At 68.5% G+C, this 18838-nt stretch carries 16 protein-coding genes; 8 read left to right on the top strand and 8 right to left on the bottom strand.

Annotated elements, in window-relative coordinates:
• The first annotated feature begins 160 nt into the window (after positions 1–160).
• Positions 161–3853, top strand: a complete 3693-nt coding sequence (locus ABTX18_RS23905) for a S8 family serine peptidase (protein WP_352124766.1) — start codon at positions 161–163, stop codon at positions 3851–3853.
• Positions 3854–3891: 38 nt separating this feature from the next.
• Here the strand turns inward: ABTX18_RS23905 and ABTX18_RS23910 are convergent, their stop codons facing one another.
• The 4 genes from ABTX18_RS23910 to ABTX18_RS23920 all read right to left on the bottom strand — a co-directional run bounded on the left by ABTX18_RS23910 (position 3892) and on the right by ABTX18_RS23920 (position 6087).
• The gene (locus ABTX18_RS23910; RefSeq protein WP_352124767.1) at positions 3892–4875 is read right to left on the bottom strand and encodes a helix-turn-helix domain-containing protein; all 984 of its coding nucleotides are present in this window, start codon (positions 4873–4875) and stop codon (positions 3892–3894) included.
• A gap of 112 nt (positions 4876–4987) precedes the next feature.
• Entirely contained in the window at positions 4988–5200 is a 213-nt protein-coding gene (locus ABTX18_RS35865; RefSeq protein WP_503061194.1) for a CocE/NonD family hydrolase C-terminal non-catalytic domain-containing protein, read from the bottom strand.
• Positions 5197–5394 (bottom strand): hypothetical protein, encoded by a 198-nt coding sequence (locus ABTX18_RS35870; protein ID WP_503061195.1) that lies wholly within the window; start codon positions 5392–5394, stop codon positions 5197–5199. The genes ABTX18_RS35865 and ABTX18_RS35870 overlap by 4 nt, the downstream gene beginning before the upstream one ends.
• 237 nt (positions 5395–5631) lie before the next feature.
• A complete protein-coding gene (locus tag ABTX18_RS23920) occupies positions 5632–6087 on the bottom strand; it encodes a hypothetical protein (RefSeq protein ID WP_352124768.1) in 456 nt (151 codons plus the stop codon).
• 367 nt (positions 6088–6454) lie between these two features.
• Between ABTX18_RS23920 and ABTX18_RS23925 the strand changes: the two genes are divergently transcribed.
• The 3 genes from ABTX18_RS23925 (at position 6455) to ABTX18_RS23935 (ending at position 8361) form a co-directional block, all read left to right on the top strand.
• A complete protein-coding gene (locus tag ABTX18_RS23925; protein ID WP_352124769.1) occupies positions 6455–7570 on the top strand; it encodes an AI-2E family transporter in 1116 nt (371 codons plus the stop codon).
• A gap of 112 nt (positions 7571–7682) precedes the next feature.
• Positions 7683–8042, top strand: coding sequence for a hypothetical protein (locus ABTX18_RS23930; RefSeq protein WP_352124770.1), 360 nt, complete (start codon positions 7683–7685; stop codon positions 8040–8042).
• Positions 8043–8127: 85 nt separating this feature from the next.
• The gene (locus ABTX18_RS23935; RefSeq protein WP_352124771.1) at positions 8128–8361 is read left to right on the top strand and encodes a hypothetical protein; all 234 of its coding nucleotides are present in this window, start codon (positions 8128–8130) and stop codon (positions 8359–8361) included.
• A gap of 18 nt (positions 8362–8379) precedes the next feature.
• Here ABTX18_RS23935 and ABTX18_RS23940 read toward each other — a convergent pair whose 3' ends face one another.
• The 4 genes from ABTX18_RS23940 to ABTX18_RS23955 all read right to left on the bottom strand — a co-directional run bounded on the left by ABTX18_RS23940 (position 8380) and on the right by ABTX18_RS23955 (position 12697).
• Positions 8380–8868, bottom strand: coding sequence for a DoxX family protein (locus ABTX18_RS23940; protein ID WP_352124772.1), 489 nt, complete (start codon positions 8866–8868; stop codon positions 8380–8382).
• Between the two features lie 170 nt (positions 8869–9038).
• Entirely contained in the window at positions 9039–9695 is a 657-nt protein-coding gene (locus ABTX18_RS23945; protein ID WP_352124773.1) for a lytic polysaccharide monooxygenase, read from the bottom strand.
• 87 nt (positions 9696–9782) lie between these two features.
• Positions 9783–10229, bottom strand: a complete 447-nt coding sequence (locus ABTX18_RS23950; RefSeq protein ID WP_352124774.1) for a DoxX family protein — start codon at positions 10227–10229, stop codon at positions 9783–9785.
• Between the two features lie 95 nt (positions 10230–10324).
• Positions 10325–12697, bottom strand: coding sequence for a family 49 glycosyl hydrolase (locus ABTX18_RS23955; RefSeq protein ID WP_352124775.1), 2373 nt, complete (start codon positions 12695–12697; stop codon positions 10325–10327).
• A 749-nt stretch (positions 12698–13446) separates the two neighbouring features.
• On the opposite strand from ABTX18_RS23955, the gene ABTX18_RS23960 reads away from it, so the two are divergent.
• From ABTX18_RS23960 to ABTX18_RS23975, 4 genes are all read left to right on the top strand, one after another.
• Positions 13447–14628, top strand: coding sequence for an ROK family transcriptional regulator (locus ABTX18_RS23960; RefSeq protein ID WP_352124776.1), 1182 nt, complete (start codon positions 13447–13449; stop codon positions 14626–14628).
• Between the two features lie 88 nt (positions 14629–14716).
• Positions 14717–16450 (top strand): alpha-glucosidase, encoded by a 1734-nt coding sequence (locus tag ABTX18_RS23965; RefSeq protein ID WP_352124777.1) that lies wholly within the window; start codon positions 14717–14719, stop codon positions 16448–16450.
• A 69-nt stretch (positions 16451–16519) separates the two neighbouring features.
• Positions 16520–17842, top strand: a complete 1323-nt coding sequence (locus ABTX18_RS23970; RefSeq protein ID WP_352124778.1) for an ABC transporter substrate-binding protein — start codon at positions 16520–16522, stop codon at positions 17840–17842.
• A gap of 96 nt (positions 17843–17938) precedes the next feature.
• Entirely contained in the window at positions 17939–18832 is an 894-nt protein-coding gene (locus ABTX18_RS23975; RefSeq protein ID WP_352124779.1) for a carbohydrate ABC transporter permease, read from the top strand.
• Positions 18833–18838 lie beyond the last annotated feature (6 nt).

The raw sequence follows: 18838 nt of genomic DNA on the forward strand, positions 1-18838 counted from the left end.
CCCATTCCGGAAGGAGCAGGACAACCATCGCTCGCGGGCAGCCGGGGAGGCACCTGCGCTCACCCGGCCGGGAGAACCTCGGTGTCTGGTCTTCGCCATGGCGGGAACTCGACACCCTCCGCCGGTGCGCGAGGAGTTCCGGACCGGATAAACCGTTCCCATGCGATCCATACCCAGACGCCGCTACCTCCCCGCCGCCACCGCGCTCACCATGGCGCTCATCGGCTGGGGATCGGTCACAGCCCCGGCGGCCGACGCCGATCCGGCCGCCCGGACCGGTTCCAGCGGGCCGGCCGGCAAGTCCTACGAGATCACCCTCGTCACCGGTGATCTCGTGCACTACACCGACCTGCCCGGCAACCACGACGTGGTGACCGTGGACCCGGCCGAGGACGGCTCCGCCGGCGTCGAGGTGCAGACCCGCGGCGACGACACGTATGTCATCCCGCGCCAGGCAATGTCACTGCTCGCCGCCGGAAAGCTCGACGAGCGGCTGTTCAACGTCACCGGACTGGTGGCGATGGGCTATGACGACGCACACACGGGCACCGTCCCGGTGATCGCGACCTCCCCGGCCGCCGCCCGTACGCCGAAGGCCGCCCCGGCCACGCCCAAGGGCGCCGAGTCGGTCCGTACGCTCTCCTCGATCCATGCGAACGCGCTGCGCGCCGACAAGGGCCGGGCCACGTCGTTCTGGAAGGGCATCGCGCCCGGCTCCGACCCGAAGTCGCTGTCGGGCGGCATCGGCAAGCTGTGGCTCGACGGCAAGGTCGAGGCCTCGCTCGCCACCGAGACCGCGCAGATCAAGGCCACGGACGCCTGGCAGCAGGGCCTGGACGGCACGGGCGTCAAGGTCGCCGTGCTCGACACCGGCGCCGACCTCGACCACCCGGACCTCGTCGGGCAGGTCGACGCCACCGCGAGCTTCGTGCCCGGCCAGAGCGTCGACGACGGCAACGGCCACGGCACGCACACCGCCTCCACCATCGCCGGTACCGGAGCCGCCTCCGGCGCCAAGGAGAAGGGCGCGGCCCCGGGGGCCCGCCTCCTGGTCGGCAAGGTGCTCGGCGACGAGGGCACCGGCGAGGAGTCGTACTCGATCGCGGGCATGGAGTGGGCCAAGGCGCAGGGCGCGGACATCGTGTCGATGAGCCTCGGCACCCCCGACGGGTCCGACGGCACGGACCCGACGTCGCAGGCCGTGAACGAGCTCTCCGCAGACGGCGGTCCGCTGTTCGTCATCGCGGCGGGCAACGCCTACGACCCGGGCACCATCGGCTCCCCGGGCGCCGCCGCCTCCGCGCTGACGGTGGCCGCGGTCGACAAGAACGACGACCGCGCCGAGTTCTCCAGCCAGGGCCCGCTGATCCGCACGCACAGCCTCAAGCCGGACGTCTCCGCCCCCGGCGTGGACGTGACCGCCGCCGCCTCGCAGTCGGTGTCCGGCTGGACGGGCGGCCTGTACCGGACGATGAGCGGTACGTCGATGGCGACACCGCTCGTCGCGGGATCGGCCGCGATCCTCAAGCAGCGGCACCCCGACTGGACCAGCGAGCGCATCAAGAACGCACTGATGTCGACGTCGGACAAGACCGCCGAGACGCCGTACGCGGCGGGCACCGGCCGGGTGAACGTAGCCTCGGCCATCAGCACCACCATCGAGGCGACGGGCTCCGTCGAGGCGGCCGCGTACGACTGGCCGAACGCCGACGCGAAGACGGCGACCCGCACGGTCACCTACCGCAACGAGGGCGACGCGGACGTCACGCTGGCCCTCGCCCTCGACACCGACGCCGACGCGTACACGCTGTCGCAGTCCTCGGTGACGGTCCCCGCGCACGGCACCACCGAGGTGACCCTGACCCTCGCCCCGTCGAGGGTCCCGGCGGGCACCACGTTCTCCGGCCATGTCGTCGCGACGGACACCGCGAACGGCCAGGCGGTCGCGCACACCGGCTTCGCCCTCTTCAAGGAGGCGGAGATGTACGACTACACCATCAAGTTGACGGGCCGGGACGGAAAGCCGCAGTCCGGCAACGTCACGCTGCACACGGCGGACTCCACCGACTCCGCGGTCATCGCCGTCGACGGTGAGAAGACGCTGCGTCTGCCGCCCGGCCGCTACACCACCACGTCTTACGCCGAGGTGCCCGGCGACACCGCCGACTCGCTCGGCCAGGCGTTGCTGGTCTCGGACGAGGCCACGCTCGGCGACGGCCAATCGTCCGGCACGGCCGATCTGGACGCGACTAAGGTGCGCAAGGCGTACGCGGTCCCGGAGCGGGAGAGCGAGGAGACGCAGGCTGTCTTCAACCTCCAGCGCACCTACGACGCCGGCGCGGGCATCAGCTGGTCCACCTCCTGGCTGCTGGCCGCCAAGTACGACTCGCTGTACCTGGCGCCGACGAAGAAGGTGTCGGACGGCTCGATGAGCGCGTTCCTGCACTGGCGGCTGCGGCAGAAGGCCCTCGACGCCGAGACCGGTTCCGGGCGGGACATCGAGCTGACGCCGCAGCCGAACACTGCCTACCACGACGGCTCGTCGACGCTGCGCACCGTGTACGCGGACCGGGGCGCGGCTGCCGACTACACCGGCCTCGACGTGCGCGGCAAGGCCGTGATCGTCGACCGCACCATCGACGTCACCCCGGCCGAGCGAGCGCAGGCCGCAGCCGACGCGGGCGCGACGCTGCTGGTCGTCGTCAACGACACCCCGGGGCGCCTGTACCAGAGCTACGGCGGCGCCGGCGGGCTCACCGTCGCCTCCGTGCGGCAGGGCGACGGCGCACGTCTGGTCTCGGAGGCGAAGTCGCGGAAGGGCCGGCTGCACGTGAAGCAGCAGCAGTACCCGGGCTACAGCTACGACCTGGTGCAGCAGTTCAAGGACGTCATCCCGGACAAGTCCCTGGCGTACAAGCCGGACGACCACGATCTGGCCCGCGTGAACAACAGCGTGTACGCGGTGCCGGGCACCCTCGGCTACGGCGGGCGCTACTTCATCCCGGCGTGGGGCCCCGGTCTGGGCGGTGACGGCTACGAGAAGTGGTCGCGGACGACGACGGAGTACGTCACCGGCGGCACCAGCGCCGTCGGGTCCTGGTACGAGCAGCACACCGGACTCGATGCGGCGGACGGCTACTTCGAGCGCGCGTCGACGGACTCGTACGCCGGTGGCCGCCGCTATGACGCCGCCTGGTTCAAGCCGGTCCAGGTCCCGCGCCTGGGCGAGAACTACGTCCCGTACCAGACGAGCAGCAACGCCCTGAACTGGAACGTCGCAATGTGGTCCGGCGGAGGTGACGAGACCCATGTCGGGGCCGGCGGCGGTGCCAAGCAGACCACGCTCTACCGCGGCGACACCCAGCTGGCTACGTTCAAGGCCCAGTCGGGCCGTGCCTCCAACATGATGGCGGGCTCGTACAAACTCGTCGCGACCGGGCAGCGCACCAACGCCGCCTGGCCCGGCACCACGAGCACGAGCACCACGTGGGGCTTCGACTACAAGCCGCTGCCGACGGGCACGGCCCGTGCCAATGTGCCGATGCTGAACCTCACGTACGACGTCGACACGGATACGCAGGGCAGGGCCAGGGCGGGCAAGCGCCTCAACCTGGGCCTGCGTTCGGCGACGTACGACGGGGCGACCGCTGCAACGTCGGCCACCCTTCAGGTCTCGTACGACGACGGGGCGACCTGGAGGGACGCCAGGCTCAAGCGGGCCGGTGACGGCCGCTGGACGACGGTCCTGGACACGCCGCGCGACGCGAAGTCGGTGTCGTTGCGGGCCGCGGCCGGGGCGCCGGGCGGGCTGACGATCGGCCAGGACGTGATCCAGGCGATCACCCTGAAGTAGGCAGGGCCGCGATCAGGGTGGGTGTGGCCGGAGGGGGGTCACACCCACCCGTGCTGACCGGCGTACCAGCCCAGCTGGAGCCGCGAAGTCGCGCCGGCGTGGGACATCATCAGCTGGATACGGCGCTGCACGGTCCGGGCCGAGAGACCCACCTGCGTGGCAACGGCGGTGTCGGTGAGCCCGGCGAGCAGCAGTCGCAGGATGTGCACGTCGACCGGGTCGATGCCGACGCCCGCCGCCTCCTGGTAGGGGCCGGCGCGCTCCCACACCTGCTCGAAGAGTTCCCGGGCCATGTGGGCAAGGCCGCCGCGCAGCACGACCGCCGGGTCGACGTCGGCGTCCCGTCCGTGCAGCGGCAGCATCGCCACGGATTCGTCGCAGAGGATCAGCTTGTACGGCACTTCGGTGACGGTCCGCACCCGGACCCCGTCGGCCAGGGACTGCGCGACGTTCTCCGCGGCGCCCGGTTCGCGCAGGAAGCCCTGATCGATGACGGCACGCACCCGCACGTCGCGGGCCATGGCCGTCACCTCCTCGCTGTCCGCGGGGGTGACCACCTGGGGCCTGCCCGCCGAGAAGATGTCGATGGTGCGGCGTGCGGACAGCTGCAACTGCCGGTAGCGGGTGCCGATGGCCTCGCTGCCCTCGACGATCTCGACGAGTTCGCGCTGGGCACGGTCCGCGGTCGCCATACGGTACGTCTCCGTGAGGCGCGCCACCGTCACCTCGGCGCGCTGCAACCGCTCGCGGTGCGCTGCGAGCTCGGCGCCCAGCGCGACGGCCGGGGGCGCCGCGGAATACCGGTGGCCGTCGGCGGCGCGGACGACGAGGCCACGGGTCACCAGGGAGCGTAGTGTGGCGGTCGCCCTTTCGGCCGGCAGGCCAGCCGCGTCGCCGATCGCTTCCACACGGACCGACGTCCGGGCGATGAGCATCCGGTAGACGGTCGCTTCGTCCGGCACGAGGCCGAGCTCGTCGAGTTCCATGCCACCGCCCTCCGCTGTCCGGTGACCATCGGGCACCGAATGCATGGTAAGCCCGAGCGTCTCAGCCACGCGGTGCCCGATCAATCCCGGGATCAGCCCTCGACAGCACCGGGTAGGGGCCCTCGTGCACGGTGATCCGTACCGGCACTCAGCCAGTGGCTAGGGCGGCCGAAGTGCCCGCACCGTACGGCCGCACGAGCACGGAGTCCGCGTGCAGGGTGACCCGCACCGGTGCGAACTCCGGCGCCTCCACCCGCGATTCTCCCGTGCCGGGGTTGCGCGCATAGCGCGGGTGCGCGCCCGCGCTGATCTGCCGGCGGATACGGTGTCCCGCGGCGAATCGGTACGCGGTGACGCTCATCGGGACGGTGACAGGGCCGGTTCCTCACCTGACGTACGCAGCTGGGCGAGCCCGTCACAGACGTTGGTGGAGCGGCCCGCCGCGTCCACGTCGCACAGCTGGGTGAAGACGTCCGCACCGGGGCCTGGTCCGATGCGGGTGACCGGCTGGTGGAGTCGGCGCTCGCCGTACCGTAGGCCCGTGAGCAGCAGCATTCCGTCCCCAGCCGATGCGCCCCCGGTCGACGTCACGATGCCGGACGGGGCAGGCCTTCGCCGAGGACGGCAACCAACCACCACTCCGCGGGGCGCCTGCGCAATGTCCCTTGGGCGGCGATCCCTCCCGTAGTGGGGGTGATCCGCGTACTGAAGGATCGCGCCGGCCGAAAGGCTGCTGTTCGACGCGGCCACTCACCCTCGTGAACACCCCCACGCCCAGCACCACTCCCTGCACTATTCCGGCTGCGCTCGCGCATCGAGGCCTTCGTCCCATGGGTCTCCCGCCTGGCCCTGCGCCTGGGACGGGAAAGCGAGGTCATCCTCGACGATCCGCACGGCGCGATCGGTATCGCCCGGTTTCGCCGCAACCTGGCCTGGCACATCGCACGCCGCCCGGGCGGCCTGGTGGCACTGGCCATCCAGTACGGGCGCATGCGCACCGCGGTCAGCGGCGGATACGCCGCCCGCGGCCGCGATGGCATTCATCAGCCGCTGGGCGTAGAAACCGCCCGGTCCGCCTCCGACACCCTCACCACCCTCCACGACGACCTGGCACGCGGGGTGCGCATCTCCGGGCCGGCCGCGCGCCGCGCGATCCACGCCGCGGGGCAGGCGGCGACCTTCGCCGGGTCGATCCGCACCCACCGTCAGGCCCGCGACATCCCCGGCAACCCGGCACTGACCGTCCAAGACAACCCGCGGTCCTTCCTGATGTGCGTCGACGACCGGGACCGGGCCTTGTGTCACCGCCGGACGCCGACGAAGCGCGCCTGGACCGCTGCCAGTCGTCGTGCCGGAACGCCGCGCGCACCGACCACCATGCCGCCCAGCTTCTTCATTACTCCCATGCCCCAGGCCCCCTCAAAGGCGGTTCCCGACCCCGTCGCCGATCGCCTTCGACCTGGCCGTCGACGGTACGTCGTTGCCGGGGTCCTCCCCTCCGCGCCACTAGAGCGAATCTGTCCACCAGGGGTAGGGGGCCCGAAAGGTTCCCCGGCGGCGGACAGGGGCAGGAGCGCCTGCAGGCGGCACCGGCCCGGCTCATAGGGTGTATTCCATGTCTGCCCCGCTGAGTTCCACCAGAACCCGCGCAGCCCTTCGCACCTCGGCACGTGTATCGGCCGAGCTGCTCCTGGTCCTCGTCATGACCTCGGTCGCCCTGTGGCTTCTGGGCCGCATGTGGTCGGTTGTCTGGCCACTCATAGTCGGCTTGCTTCTCACCACTCTCACATGGCCCCTGACGCGTCGCCTACGGCGACGAGGGTGGCCGCCGGCCCTCGCGGCCTCAGCGGTGACAGTGCTGTTCCTCCTGGTCGCCTCGGGAGTCGTGGCGCTCATCGCGGTGCCTGTCGCCTCCCAGTCCGGGGAACTGGGCGACGGTGTGGTCGAGGGCATCCAGAGGCTGCGTGAGTGGGCCTCAGGCCCGCCGCTCAACATCGGCGACGACCAGATCACCGGGGCGTTCGATTCAGCAACCACCCGCATCCAGGACAGCGTCGGCAGCATGGTCACCACCGTCGTCATGGGGGTGAGCACCGTACTCAACGGAGTCGTCACCGCCGTCCTGGCGTTGTTCCTGATGTTCTTCATGTTGAAGGACGGCCCGAGGTTCCTGCCGTGGCTCGCACGTCAGCTGCCCGGCCGGCTCGCCGACGATGTGCCGACGGTGGCCGCGCGCGGTTGGGAGATGCTGGGCGAGTTCGTGCGTTCGCAGGCATACGTCGGCTTCCTCGACGCGGTCCTGATCGGTCTCGGCCTGTGGATCGTCGGAGTTCCGCTGGTGCTTCCCCTGGCCGTACTGACCTTCGTGTCCGCGTTCGTGCCGATCGTCGGCGCCCTGTTCGCGGGCTTCGTCGCGGTGCTCATCGCCCTGGTGTCGAACGGTCTGACCGACGCGCTCATCGTGCTGGCCATCATCGTCGTGGTGCAGCAGCTCGAAGGCAACGTGTTCCAGCCCATGATCCAGAGCCGGGGCCTCGGCCTGCACGCCGCGGTGGTCCTGGTTGCCGTGACGCTGGGCGGCAACCTGGCCGGCATCGTGGGCAGCCTCCTCGCCGTACCCGTTGCCGCGCTGATCGCAGTGGTCTGGAACTACGTCCGCGAACAGCTGAGCGAACCGCGACGGGAACCGGAGACCGACCCGGCCCCGGACGGGGCCGGCGCCCCGGCGTAGCGCCGCCGCACACAGTTCGCAGAGGAAGACCGCCATGCTCCATGGCGGCCTTCCTTCGTCCCGTGCGCCGGGACGGGACCAGGCCACCGGTCGGCGTCGCGATCCGGGCGCTGTGATCTCACTCCTCCGTTCATCCGCCGTCGCGAGTGACGAAACCCGTCAGGCCGTCGGATCTGCCTGGCGCACCACCCGCATCGAGCGGACCTTCGACGGCGTCGGCCAGACCCTCACCGAGTCCGCTCTCGGTGACAAGGCCAAGACCGGCGACGAAGAATGCACGACCACCACGTACGCCAAGAACGCGGCCAAGAACATCCTGAACCTCGTCTCCCAGACCCAGACCGTGGCAAAGGCCTGCGGGACGAGCGTCCAGCTGCCCCAGGACCTGATCTCCACGACGCGCTACTACTACGCACAACGCCACCAGCCTGACGACCGCCCCGGTCAAGGGCGACATCACCCGCCGCGATGAACAGGACAAGAACGGCACCGGCTACCTCACCACCGCCACCTACACCTACGACCAACACGGTCGTACGAAGACGTCCACGGACACCGTGAAGAACACCACCAAGACGGTCTACACACCAGCCACTATCGAGGCCCTGACCTCGACGGTCGTGACCAACGCGCTCGACCAGCCGACCACCACCACCTACGAGTCGGCCCGCGGCGTCGCCACCGCCCAGGTGGACGCCAACGGCAAGCGCACCGACGCCGTCTACGACGCGCTCGGACGGGTCATGGAGGGTGCGGCAGCCAGGGTGGGCGAAGGCCGACCACGACGATAAGCCGTCCACGGAGTACGCCTACACATCAGGGCGGTGGCGCTCCAGCGGTTTTGCAGGTGTGGTGCCAGGGCCGAGGGCTGCGGCGGTACGTCGGCCTGTTGGCCGCCGAGTGACAGGTGGAGCAGGGCTTCGTGTCCTTGGAACTCGAAGGCTGTCAGTGCGTAGCGGAGCAGGCAGGAATCCGGTGATGAAGGCGAGTCCGATGGTTGTCTCGAGGACGGCGAGCAAGCACAGGGAGATCTGGGCGGGGATGAGTCCGAGGGTCAGTTCGGTCATGGCCCGGACGGCGAAGTCCTCGGCTGCGCTCGCGCGGGGAAAGAACTTCAGGACACCGAACCAGCAGAAGATGAGGCCGACGCAGATGCGCAGGACGGTGGGGCTGATCCGCGTGTAGCGGTGAGCATGAGATGTGAGGCGGTTGCGCAGGGTCTGTCGCGGACTCAGCCGGGCCGGTGGCCGGTCGGCAGGGTTGGGGGTGCCGACGGTTCGGGTGAAGGTACTGGGCATCGTCAGTCCTCCGCTGGAGACGATCTCGGGCGCAGTCCGAGGCCCGGGGGCCTGGGTGCCGCGGCGTGGTTGCGGCTCGCCGAGGGGAGCCGGGGTCGTGGCTGGTCTCGGAAGAGGGAGGGCCCCGCAGCAGGCGGTGCCTCCTGCGGGGCCCGGTCAGCCGATCTTGGTCAACTGAAGTTGACGTCGCTGCACAGGAAGTACTTCTGGTCCATGTGTGATGCCTTCCAGACGGTCACCACGACGTGTCGTCCGCTGTATCCCGACGTGCTGACGTCGGTGGTGTAGTGGGCCTGGTAGGGGTAGCGGCCGGTCTTCTTCACCAGTTCGAGGTCGTTCCACCCGATCAGCTGGTACTCCGGGTTGAAGCCCTGCTTGGTGACGTAGACCTCGAGCCAGTCCGCGCCGTGGCGCGCCTCGTCGTACAGGTCCACGGTGAAGTCGGAGTCCAGGTCGGTGGTGATCCACGGCCCGGGTCGGTCGAGCGGTCGGTAGTTCGTCTCGCCCTGGCCGCCGGCGCTGCAGATCTGGCCGTCGGGGATGACCTGCTTGTAGTTGTCCCCGGTGTTGTTGGCGTAGACGGCCTTCCACGCGCCTATGGCGTTCGCGTTCTCGTGGTAGGTCCGGTAGCACATCGGGTCCTGTGCCTCGTTCGGCTCGCTGTAGCCCCACCGCTGCAGGCAGCCGTAGTTGCGCGTCTGGGGGGTGATGACCGTGCCGTGGGCGGACGCTGTCGGTGCCAGCGGAAGCAGGCAGAGCAGGCCCGTTGCCAGGACGCCGGCGCTGACGGCCGTACGGCGGGTCGGTTTTGCGGATGCGAGGTTCATCGTGCTCTTCCTCCGTGTGTCGGGGGATCACTGGCCGAACCGGCCAGAAATTTACGTGCACATGACAGACGATGGTGTGGGTCGGGTTCAGGTGTGGCTGCGGTCGCTCACCTCCTTTCTGCGTGTGCGCTGCGTGAGCTGCGCGGTGAGAGCCGGCAGGTCGGTCAGGGACCACCGGCCGGGGCCGAGGGCGGCGATGAGCAGGAAGGCCCAGCAGAAGAGGGCGGCCTGCTCGCCGCCGTTCTCCAACGGGAACGGCCCGTCGGGCTGGTGTTGGACGAAGTAGGCGTAGGCCATGGATCCGGAGCACAGGAGAGCCGCCGGGCGGGTGGCCAGTCCGACCAGCACGAGTGAACCGCCGATCAGTTGGATGACCGCGGCCCACCATCCGGGCCACTGTCCGGTGTTGGGAGCCTGGCCGTGGGGTCCGCCCAAGACGTCGAAGAGGGTGGCGGCTCCGTGGCAGGCGAACAGCAGCCCACTCACGATGCGGAAGAGGCTCAGGACTGGCTGTTCGAACCTGGTTGTTGGCATGCGCGGGCTGTCTTTCTGCGAGGTGACGGGAGGGAGGCGCCGCTGCGTTGTCCACCGGCGGCCGCCTGGGTGGCGGCCGCCGGTGCCGAGGCTGACTAGGCAGTCAGGGTGAACTTCTGGCTGGCCCACGTACCGCAGTCCCACAGGTGGAGGCGGGCTCCGTCGACCGAGCTCTGGCCTTCGACGTCGAGGCAGCGGCCAGACTTGAGGTTCTTCAGTGTGCCGTTGGCCTGGAAGGCCCACTTCTGGCTGTCCCAGCCGCCGCAGTCCCACAGGTGTGCCTTGGTGCCGTTGGCGGTGGCGCCGCCGACGACATCCAGGCACTTGCCGCCGGACTTGAGCTGCTGACCATCCAGCGCCCATGTCATCGACGCGACGTTCGCGCAGGTCCACTGCTGGATCTCGGTGCCGTTGGCCGTGCCCGCTCCGGCGCGGTCGAGGCACTTGGCGTTGCCGCCGTTGACGATCCGGCCCGTGCCCGTGCCCGGGTCGGGGTCAGGGGTGTTGCCCCCGGGGCCCCAGGCGTTCCAGTTGTCCCAGTTCTCGGCGTCGAAGCCGATCCTGCCCAGCTTGTCCGCGCCCCAGTTGGTGCCGGACTTGTCGATCACGGTGCCACCGACGGTGTAGTTCTCGAGCTTGAGGCCCTTGCTCTGGCTCGTTTCGTTGCCGAGGGTGACCTTCTGGCCGGCGGTGTTGGTGTAGCGCTTGAGGAGGCTGACCTGGCTGCTCGGGTCGAGGCCGTTCCAGGCGTCGATCTTGAGGTTCTTGATGTGGATGTTCTCGGTGCTCGAGAGGGCGAAGACGCGGATCGCGCAGTTGGTCTGGCCTTCGACGGTGATGTTCTCGAAGGTCATGTTCTGGACTTTCGTGTTGGGGTCGCCCTTGGTGGTGGACCCCATGTCCTCCCAGTGGGAGGAGGAGTTGAGGATGCAGGTGTTGTACTTGACGTCCTTCCAGTACATCCGGTTGTGGATGACGTGGGTGTTGGTCACCCGGACGTTGTCGATGTTGCGGGGTGTCCAGCCCCACTGGATGACGGGGCCGTTCTCGTTCTTCCAGATGACGGTGTTATCGATGTTGACGTCGCTGTGGTACATCTTCAGGACGTCGTCGTTGGCGTTGAAGAAGGTGTTCTTCATGCTGCTGCCGCGGTAGAGCTCGATGCCGTCGGTCTGCCAGTACCAGGAGCCGACCTGCTTGTAGTTGTCGACCCGCATCTGGAAGGTCTGCTCGTTGCCGTAGACAACGAACGAGTGGTACGGCGGTTCGTTGATCGTCACACCCTGCAGATCGAGGTACTGCTGGGCGTCGGCGGACTGGAACTGGAGCATCTTCACGCAGGAGGCGTGACAGTTCGACGCCCCGCTGAGGTGGTCGTAGTTGTTGTTGGTGTCCGCCTCGTAGACGTACTGCTCACCGGAGAGAACTCCGTACCCGGTGACCTTGTACAGGCCCTGGTTGTCATGGAAGAAGCGGAAGGCGCCCTTCACGTACGCGCCGGGCGCCAGGTAGACCCACTTGACGTTCGCCGGGAGCACCGCGTGGTACTTCGAGCCCATGGAGTAGGTGCCCGGGCGGAAGTAGATGATGTCCTGACTGATGTTGTTCAGGTTGGTGACCTGACCGGGCTCGGGGTAATAGATGCTCCCTGACGCGGCAGTGGGGATCAGCCGCTCCTTCTCCGCACCGGTCGGTGTCGGCTCGGCGAAGATCATCATCGAGTTGCGCGGCTCGGTGTGGATGGCCCGGTTCCCGCCGCCGCTGTTCGTGGTGAGCTTGCCGGCGTCATTGGCAGGGCCGGACATGTCGTTGTAGGCCGTGTACAGCTGCGGGTCGAACTCGACCGAGAACCGGTAGCCCTTCGCGTCGTAGGGCACCTTGATGCGGACGGTCTTGCTGTTGACGAGCTCCTTGTCGAACTTCAGGCTGCTCGGCTTGATCTTGACCTGGTCGGCCGAGGAGATGCTCTGGTCGGTGCGCAGCGACACGTCCACCCAGACGTCGGCCGTGTACTGGAACGACGACCAGCTCATGGTGAGGTTCGCCGCGGCGGAGAACTCCGCGCCGTCCTCCTTGGTGTAGCCGATCTTCCCCTTGCCGCTGCGGGGGATGCTCATGTAGGCGAACGAGTCGTACTTCGTGGTCGGCGCCGCGGCCGTGGCGACCTTCACGTCGTAGAAGGAGGACCGCCGCACCTTGTCACCGCCCACGGGGCTGGTGGTGTTGAACTCGTGATTGTCGTGCCACCAGGTCTGCAGCTGCTCGCTGTTCGCGGTCTCTCCCGCCGCGCCCGCCGCGGGTGCCGGGGCCGCGGCGGCAAGGGCTGCCGCGGGGACGAGCTGGGCCGGCGGCAGGGGGGTGGCCGAGGCCAGGGCGCCGGCCGGCACGACGGCGCCGGCGAGCGCCAAGGCCAGGCCGGCGGCGATGGCCGCCAGCGGGTTGAGCCGTCGCAGTCTTCCTGCGGGCATGGTGAAGTCCTCTCCTTGATGAATGGGGGCACGGCCCCCAGGTGCCGCCGGAGGCGGACACCTATGGGGGGCTGGGCGCTGAGGCCCGTTGCCTGGCGGCGTCCGCGGTGCGCGGCCTCGGCTCGCCGGGTGACCAGAGGTGCGGACTGCGCGGCACCCGTCTGGGCGGCCGGCGGGACCTGCTTCCTCTCCTCTCGGGGGGAGTTGAAGGGCAGAGTTCACGCGTGGGGATCGCTCTCAGGGCCGGGAGCACAGCACACCGGTCGTGCGAGCGGGATGACCGGTCCGGCCTGCCCCGGGGGTGAGGGGCTGCAGGTACGCCGGAGCCCTGTGGCCCATGCTCCGGCCGTGTCCCGGCTGCCGGTTAACGTCCCGTCATTTCTTCGCCATGTCAATGAAATGCGCGAGATTCGTCGACCGCGTTCGCGAACAAGCAGCCGACAAATACGGCAAAGACGTGCAGTGCGGTCATCGGCAATGAGCGGTCATGGCTCGTCACGGTTGCGTAACGCACTGTTTTCTTTCTTGACGCACCAAAAGCGTGGGGGACACACTCCCGTCATACGCAGTCGACAGGGGCGTATCCCGGCCGGCGGCGTCGCAGCCGAAGGAGGCGCGATGACCATCCCCGTAACGCTTGGCTACACCGGATTCACCGCTGCTGGGTCGCCGCGGCGCCCGCATCGGGTTCGATGGCGGTGAGCCGCCCCCGACCGTCCTGACCGACTACCACCTGGAGGTACCGCGTGATGAGCCCGTCCAAGATCCGGTTTTCGGAGCTTGTCAGTGAGCAGACCCGTGCGGAGATCTTCGCGACCGTCCTCACTGCTGGGCCTATCTCGCGCACCCAGCTCGCCCAGCGCCTCGGTTTGGTGCCCTCCTCGGTGACCCGCATGCTGCCGCCGCTTCTCGAGCACGATTACCTGCGTGAGAGTGACACCGCGCCGAGCGGGCGCGGGCGGCCGCAGAAGATGCTGCACGTCAACCCGGACAAACACCTGGTCGTGGGTCTGAAGATCGGCCCCGCGCAGGTCTCGGGAGTCGTCACAGACATGGCGGCCAATGTCCTGGCCCGTGCAGAGGAACCCTTGGATGACTGCACCCCTCGAACCGCCCTGTCCGCCGCCGCCTCCCTGACCGGCAGGCTCCTCGCAGAGGCGCCCGACGTGGCGGACAGGGTGCTCGGCCTCGGAGTCGGTGTCAGTGGCCACGTCGACTCCGCGGCCGGGGTCTGCCGCTACTCAGCCCTGCTCGACTGGAACAAGGTCGATGTGGCCGGCCCTCTGATGGAGGCGACCGGACTGCCGGTGGTCGTCAACAACGACGTGAATACCCTGGTCGTCGCAGAACGCTGGTTCGGCGAAGGCCGGGACATCGACTCCTTCGCCGTGGTCACCGTCGGTCCCGGCATCGGCTGCGGCCTTCTTCTGGACGGCTCCCTATTTTCCGGCGCCACCGGACTTGCCGGAGAATTCGGCCACCTTCCCCTGGATCCCGCCGGCCCCATGTGCAGCTGCGGCCGCCGGGGCTGTCTGGAGGCCCTGGCGGGCGACCGGGCCGTTCTGCGCCACCTGCGGGACGCCGGCATCGCCTGCGACACCATTGGTGAAGCTATCGACCTCGCGCGGAGCGAGGGCGGCTCGGCGAACGCCGTGGCCCGCTCCGCGTTCGCCGAAGCCGGCACGGCCCTCGGGCGGGGCATGGCCGGTATGTGCAACCTGCTGAACCTGCAGAAGATCATCATTGCCGGGGAGGGTGCGGTCGCCTACGACCTGTTCGGCCCCGCTATGGCCGCAGCGCTGGAAGCGCAGGCATTCTCCACGGCGGCTTCGGACTGCGACATCCATGTCGACCCCGTCCGGCACGATCTCTGGGCCCGAGGCGCGGCCTGCCTCGTCATCCGCGACGCGGTGGGCGCCGCAATCTCCTGACCCCGCCCGGCCGGCCAGGCGCACCTGCGGCCTCGCACACCCCAATGACATCACTAGAAGTAATCAAGCGAACACGATGAGGTTTGACGTGCCCGTGAATGAAGCCAATCCCGCCGACTCCTGGTGGAGCGAGGCGGTGGTCTACCAGATCTACCCGCGCAGCTTCGCCGACTCCAACGCGGACGGAATCGGCGACCTCCAAGGCATCATCGAGCGTCTCGACCACCTGTCCCAGCTCGGCGTCGACGTTCTGTGGCTCTCTCCGGTCTATCCGTCCCCGCACGACGACAACGGATACGACATCAGTGACTACCAGGACATCGACCCGCTGTTCGGCACTCTCGACGAGTTCGACCGGCTCCTGGACGCCGTCCACGAGCGCGGCATGAAGCTCGTGATGGATCTGGTGGTCAACCACACCTCCGACGAACATCCCTGGTTCACCGCGTCCCGCGACGGCGGCCGGCAGGGAAGCAAGCGGGACTGGTACATCTGGCGCCCCGCCCGTGACGGCATGGAACCGGGCACCCCAGGCGCTGAACCCAACAACTGGGGGTCCTTCTTCTCCGGCCCTGCCTGGACGTACGACGAGCCGAGCGGCGAGTACTACCTGCACCTGTTCTCCCGCAAACAGCCCGACCTCAACTGGGAGAACCCGGTCGTTCGCCAGTCGGTCCACGCCATGATGCGCTGGTGGCTCGACCGTGGGGTCGACGGCTTCCGCATGGACGTCATCAACCTCATCTCCAAGACACCCGGCCTGCCCGACGGGGCCGTGCACGAGGGCAGCCGGTACGGGGACGGCAGCCCTCACTACATCTGCGGCCCCCGCATTCACGAGTACCTCGCCGAGATGCACCGCGAGGTCTTCGAGGGCCGTCCGCGCCAGCTGATGACCGTCGGGGAGATGCCCGGTGTCACCGTGGAGGAGGCCAGGCTCTTCACCGACCCCGCCCGCCGCGAGGTCGACATGGTGTTCCAGTTCGAGCACGTGGGGCTCGACCAGGGCCCCGGCGGGAAGTTCGACGTCCGCCCGCTGAAGCTGACCGACCTCAAGGCCAGCCTCGGCCGCTGGCAGACCGGCCTGGGCGAGACAGGCTGGAACAGCCTGTACTGGAACAACCACGACCAGCCCCGCGTCGTCTCCCGCTTCGGCGACGACAGCCCCGCCCACCGCGACCGGTCCGCCAAGCTCCTGGCCACCGTGCTGCACCTGCACCGCGGCACCCCGTACGTCTACCAGGGCGAAGAACTCGGCATGGCGAATGCCCCCTTCGCCTCCATCGAGGACTTCCGCGACATCGAGTCCCTCAACCACCACCGCGAGCAGACCGCTCTCGGAGTCGACGAGGAACAGATCCTGGCGGGGCTGCGCCATCGCAGCCGGGACAACGCCCGCACTCCGCTGCAGTGGGACACCACCCAGAACGCCGGCTTCACCACCGGCGTGCCCTGGATCGCGGTGAACCCCGACCACACCCGCGTCAACGCCAAGGCTCAGATCGCTGACCCGGACTCCGTCTTCCACTACTACCGCCGCCTCATCTCCCTGCGGCACGCCGAGCCCGCCCTCACCCACGGCGGCTTCCACATGCTCCACCCCGACCACGAGCAGCTCTACGCCTTCACCCGCCACCACGCGGCATCCGGCACCGAACTGCTGGTCCTCGCCAACTTCAGCGGAGCCGACCTCACCATCGACCTGCCCGACGGCTGGGAACACAGCGAGACCCTCATCGCCAACGTCCCCGCCACCACCCCTCTCACGGCCCCGCACACCCTGCAGCCCTGGGAAGCCCGCGTCCACCGCCGCACCGCCTGACCAGCCCCACCTGAGCACCCGTTCCGCTCCCCCCGCACCGCCCTGACCCTGCACACCCAAGGAATCCTCATGACGAACATGCGCTTCCGTGCTCCACGCCGCACCACCCGACGAGCCCTGCTCGCCGTGTCCGCTCTGGCACTCGTGGCACCGCTGACCGCCTGCGGCGGCGGATCGGACACCGCGGCGGGAAACGGCAAGACTCTGCGCCTGTGGCACTACGAGCAGGAGGACGGTGCCCTGAGCAACGCCTGGGACGCGGCCATCGCCGAGTTCAAGAAGACCCACCCCGACGTGAAGGTCGTCTTCGAACGCAAGACGTTCGAGCAGATACAGCAGAACGCCGGCATGATCCTCAACTCCGACAAGGCGCCCGACGTCATGGAGTACAACAAGGGCAACGCCACCACCGGACTGCTCGCCAAGCAGGGCCTGCTCACCGACCTGACCTCCGTCGCAAAGGAACGCGGCTGGGACAAGAAGATCAGCGAGAGCGCGTCCGTCACCGCCCGCTACGACGCCAACGGCGAAATGGGCGGCGACAAGTGGTACGGCATCCCGAACTACGGCGAGTTCGTCCTCTCGTACTACAACGACGACCTGTTCAAGAAGTACAACGTGGCCAAGCCCACCGACTTCAAGAGCTTCGAAGCGGCCCTCGCCAAGTTCAAGGCAGCCGGCGTCACACCGCTGGCCAACGCCGCCAACGACCACCCCGCCGGCCACTGGCTCTACCTGCTCGCACTCTCGCAGGCCGACGACACCTGGGTCGACAACTACCAGCTGTACAAGGGCAAGGTCGACTTCCACGGCCCCGAGATGACCTACGCCGTCAACAAGTACAAGGAGTGGCTCGACAAGGGCTACTTCGAGAAGAAGGACGTCGGCCTCAAGGGCAGCGACATGACCGAACAGTTCGTCTCCCAGAAGCGGCCGATCATGGTCGGCGGAAACTGGTGGTTCGGCGGCCTGACCACCGACATCAAGAACTTCGAATGGTCCACCGCCCCCTACCCGGGCAGCGAGAAGACCCTCGGCTCCGGCGGCAACCACTGGGTCGTCCCCACCAAGGCGAAGAACAAGAAGCTCGCCGAGGACTTCATCGACATCACCATGTCCGACAAGATCCAGAAGCGGATCGGCGAAGAGGGCAACGTGCCCCTCGCGGCCAAGGCAGACAGCATCACCAACCCCAAGGCCCGCGAGCTCATCACCGCCTTCAACACCCACCAGGCCAGCAACGGCCTCGCCTTCTACCCGGACTGGCCCGTCGCCGGCTACTACGACACGTGGATGGCCGCCACCCAGAACCTGATGAACGGCACTAAGCCCGACAAGGTTCTCGACGAGCTCGCAGCCCCCTACGAGAAGTACGCCGCCTCGCGGCGCTGAGGCTGACACACCTCCTCGTCCACGCGTCAGCCCCTTCACTTCCGGGGACGGCGGCCGCCCGCACCGGGCCGCCGTCCCGCCCATCCAGGAGCAACAGTGAAAACCACACGTCATCCGCGGCCCACGGGGTACGCCGTCTTCCTCGCGCCGGGCCTGCTGCTGAGCCTGCTCTTCCTCGTCGTCCCGCTGGTGATGACCTTCTACTACAGCCTCACCCGGTGGCAGGGCATCGGAGACCCCACCTGGATCGGCTTCGACAACTACACCCGCCTCTTCAGCGACGCCGACTTCTGGGCCTCCTTCCGCAACATCGCCTTCGTCATCGTCGGCATCGCGGTCGTCCCGACCCTGCTCGGTCTGTTCCTCGCAGCCCTCTTGTTCGACTACATCGGCAAGAAGCACGGCGACGGAGTCGTCAGCCTCTTCCGCTCCGGGCTCTACCTTCCCCAGGTCATCCCCGTCGCCGTCACCGGCCTGATGTGGGGATGGATCCTCGCCCCGGAAGGCGCCGTCAACAGCGTCCTCGAAAAGGCCGGCCTCGCCTCCCTGGCCGAGAACTGGCTCGGTGACCCCGACCTCGCGCTCTGGGTCGTCCTCGCCGTCCTGGTCTGGATGCAGCTCGGCTACCCGCTCGTGCTGTTCCTGTCCGGGCTCCAGCGCATCGACCCCGAACTCTACGAGGCAGCCTCCCTCGACGGCGCGACCTGGTGGCAGCGCTTCACCCGCATCACCGTGCCCATCCTGCGCCCCGAGGTCTACGTCGTCCTGGTCACCACCACCATCGCCGGCCTGAAGGTCTTCGCCCAGATCTTCGTCCTCACCGGCGGCGGCCCCGGCAACTCGACACTGGTCCCCTCCTACTTCGCGTACCAGAACTTCTTCGAGCGGGCCGACGTCGGCTACGGGTCAGCCATCTCCAGCACCATCACGCTGCTCGTGCTGATCATCGCCGGAACGATGCTCACCCGCCAGGCCCGCGAGGACGGATGACCATGA

This window comes from Streptomyces sp. NPDC096323 (assembly GCF_040302845.1).
In the GTDB taxonomy this organism is placed as follows: Bacteria; Actinomycetota; Actinomycetes; order Streptomycetales; family Streptomycetaceae; genus Streptomyces.

Bases quoted from the DNA above. Each gene is read 5' to 3' on its own strand.
- ABTX18_RS23940 (WP_352124772.1), bottom strand. From the start codon at position 8,868: ATGCCCAGTACCTTCACCCGAACCGTCGGCACCCCCAACCCTGCCGAC.
- ABTX18_RS23960 (WP_352124776.1), top strand. From the start codon at position 13,447: ATGAGCCCGTCCAAGATCCGGTTTTCGGAGCTTGTCAGTGAGCAGACC.
- ABTX18_RS23945 (WP_352124773.1), bottom strand. From the start codon at position 9,695: ATGAACCTCGCATCCGCAAAACCGACCCGCCGTACGGCCGTCAGCGCC.
- ABTX18_RS23970 (WP_352124778.1), top strand. From the start codon at position 16,520: ATGACGAACATGCGCTTCCGTGCTCCACGCCGCACCACCCGACGAGCC.
- ABTX18_RS23905 (WP_352124766.1), top strand. From the start codon at position 161: ATGCGATCCATACCCAGACGCCGCTACCTCCCCGCCGCCACCGCGCTC.
- ABTX18_RS35865 (WP_503061194.1), bottom strand. From the start codon at position 5,200: ATGAGCGTCACCGCGTACCGATTCGCCGCGGGACACCGTATCCGCCGG.
- ABTX18_RS35870 (WP_503061195.1), bottom strand. From the start codon at position 5,394: ATGCTGCTGCTCACGGGCCTACGGTACGGCGAGCGCCGACTCCACCAG.
- ABTX18_RS23925 (WP_352124769.1), top strand. From the start codon at position 6,455: ATGTCTGCCCCGCTGAGTTCCACCAGAACCCGCGCAGCCCTTCGCACC.
- ABTX18_RS23955 (WP_352124775.1), bottom strand. From the start codon at position 12,697: ATGCCCGCAGGAAGACTGCGACGGCTCAACCCGCTGGCGGCCATCGCC.
- ABTX18_RS23950 (WP_352124774.1), bottom strand. From the start codon at position 10,229: ATGCCAACAACCAGGTTCGAACAGCCAGTCCTGAGCCTCTTCCGCATC.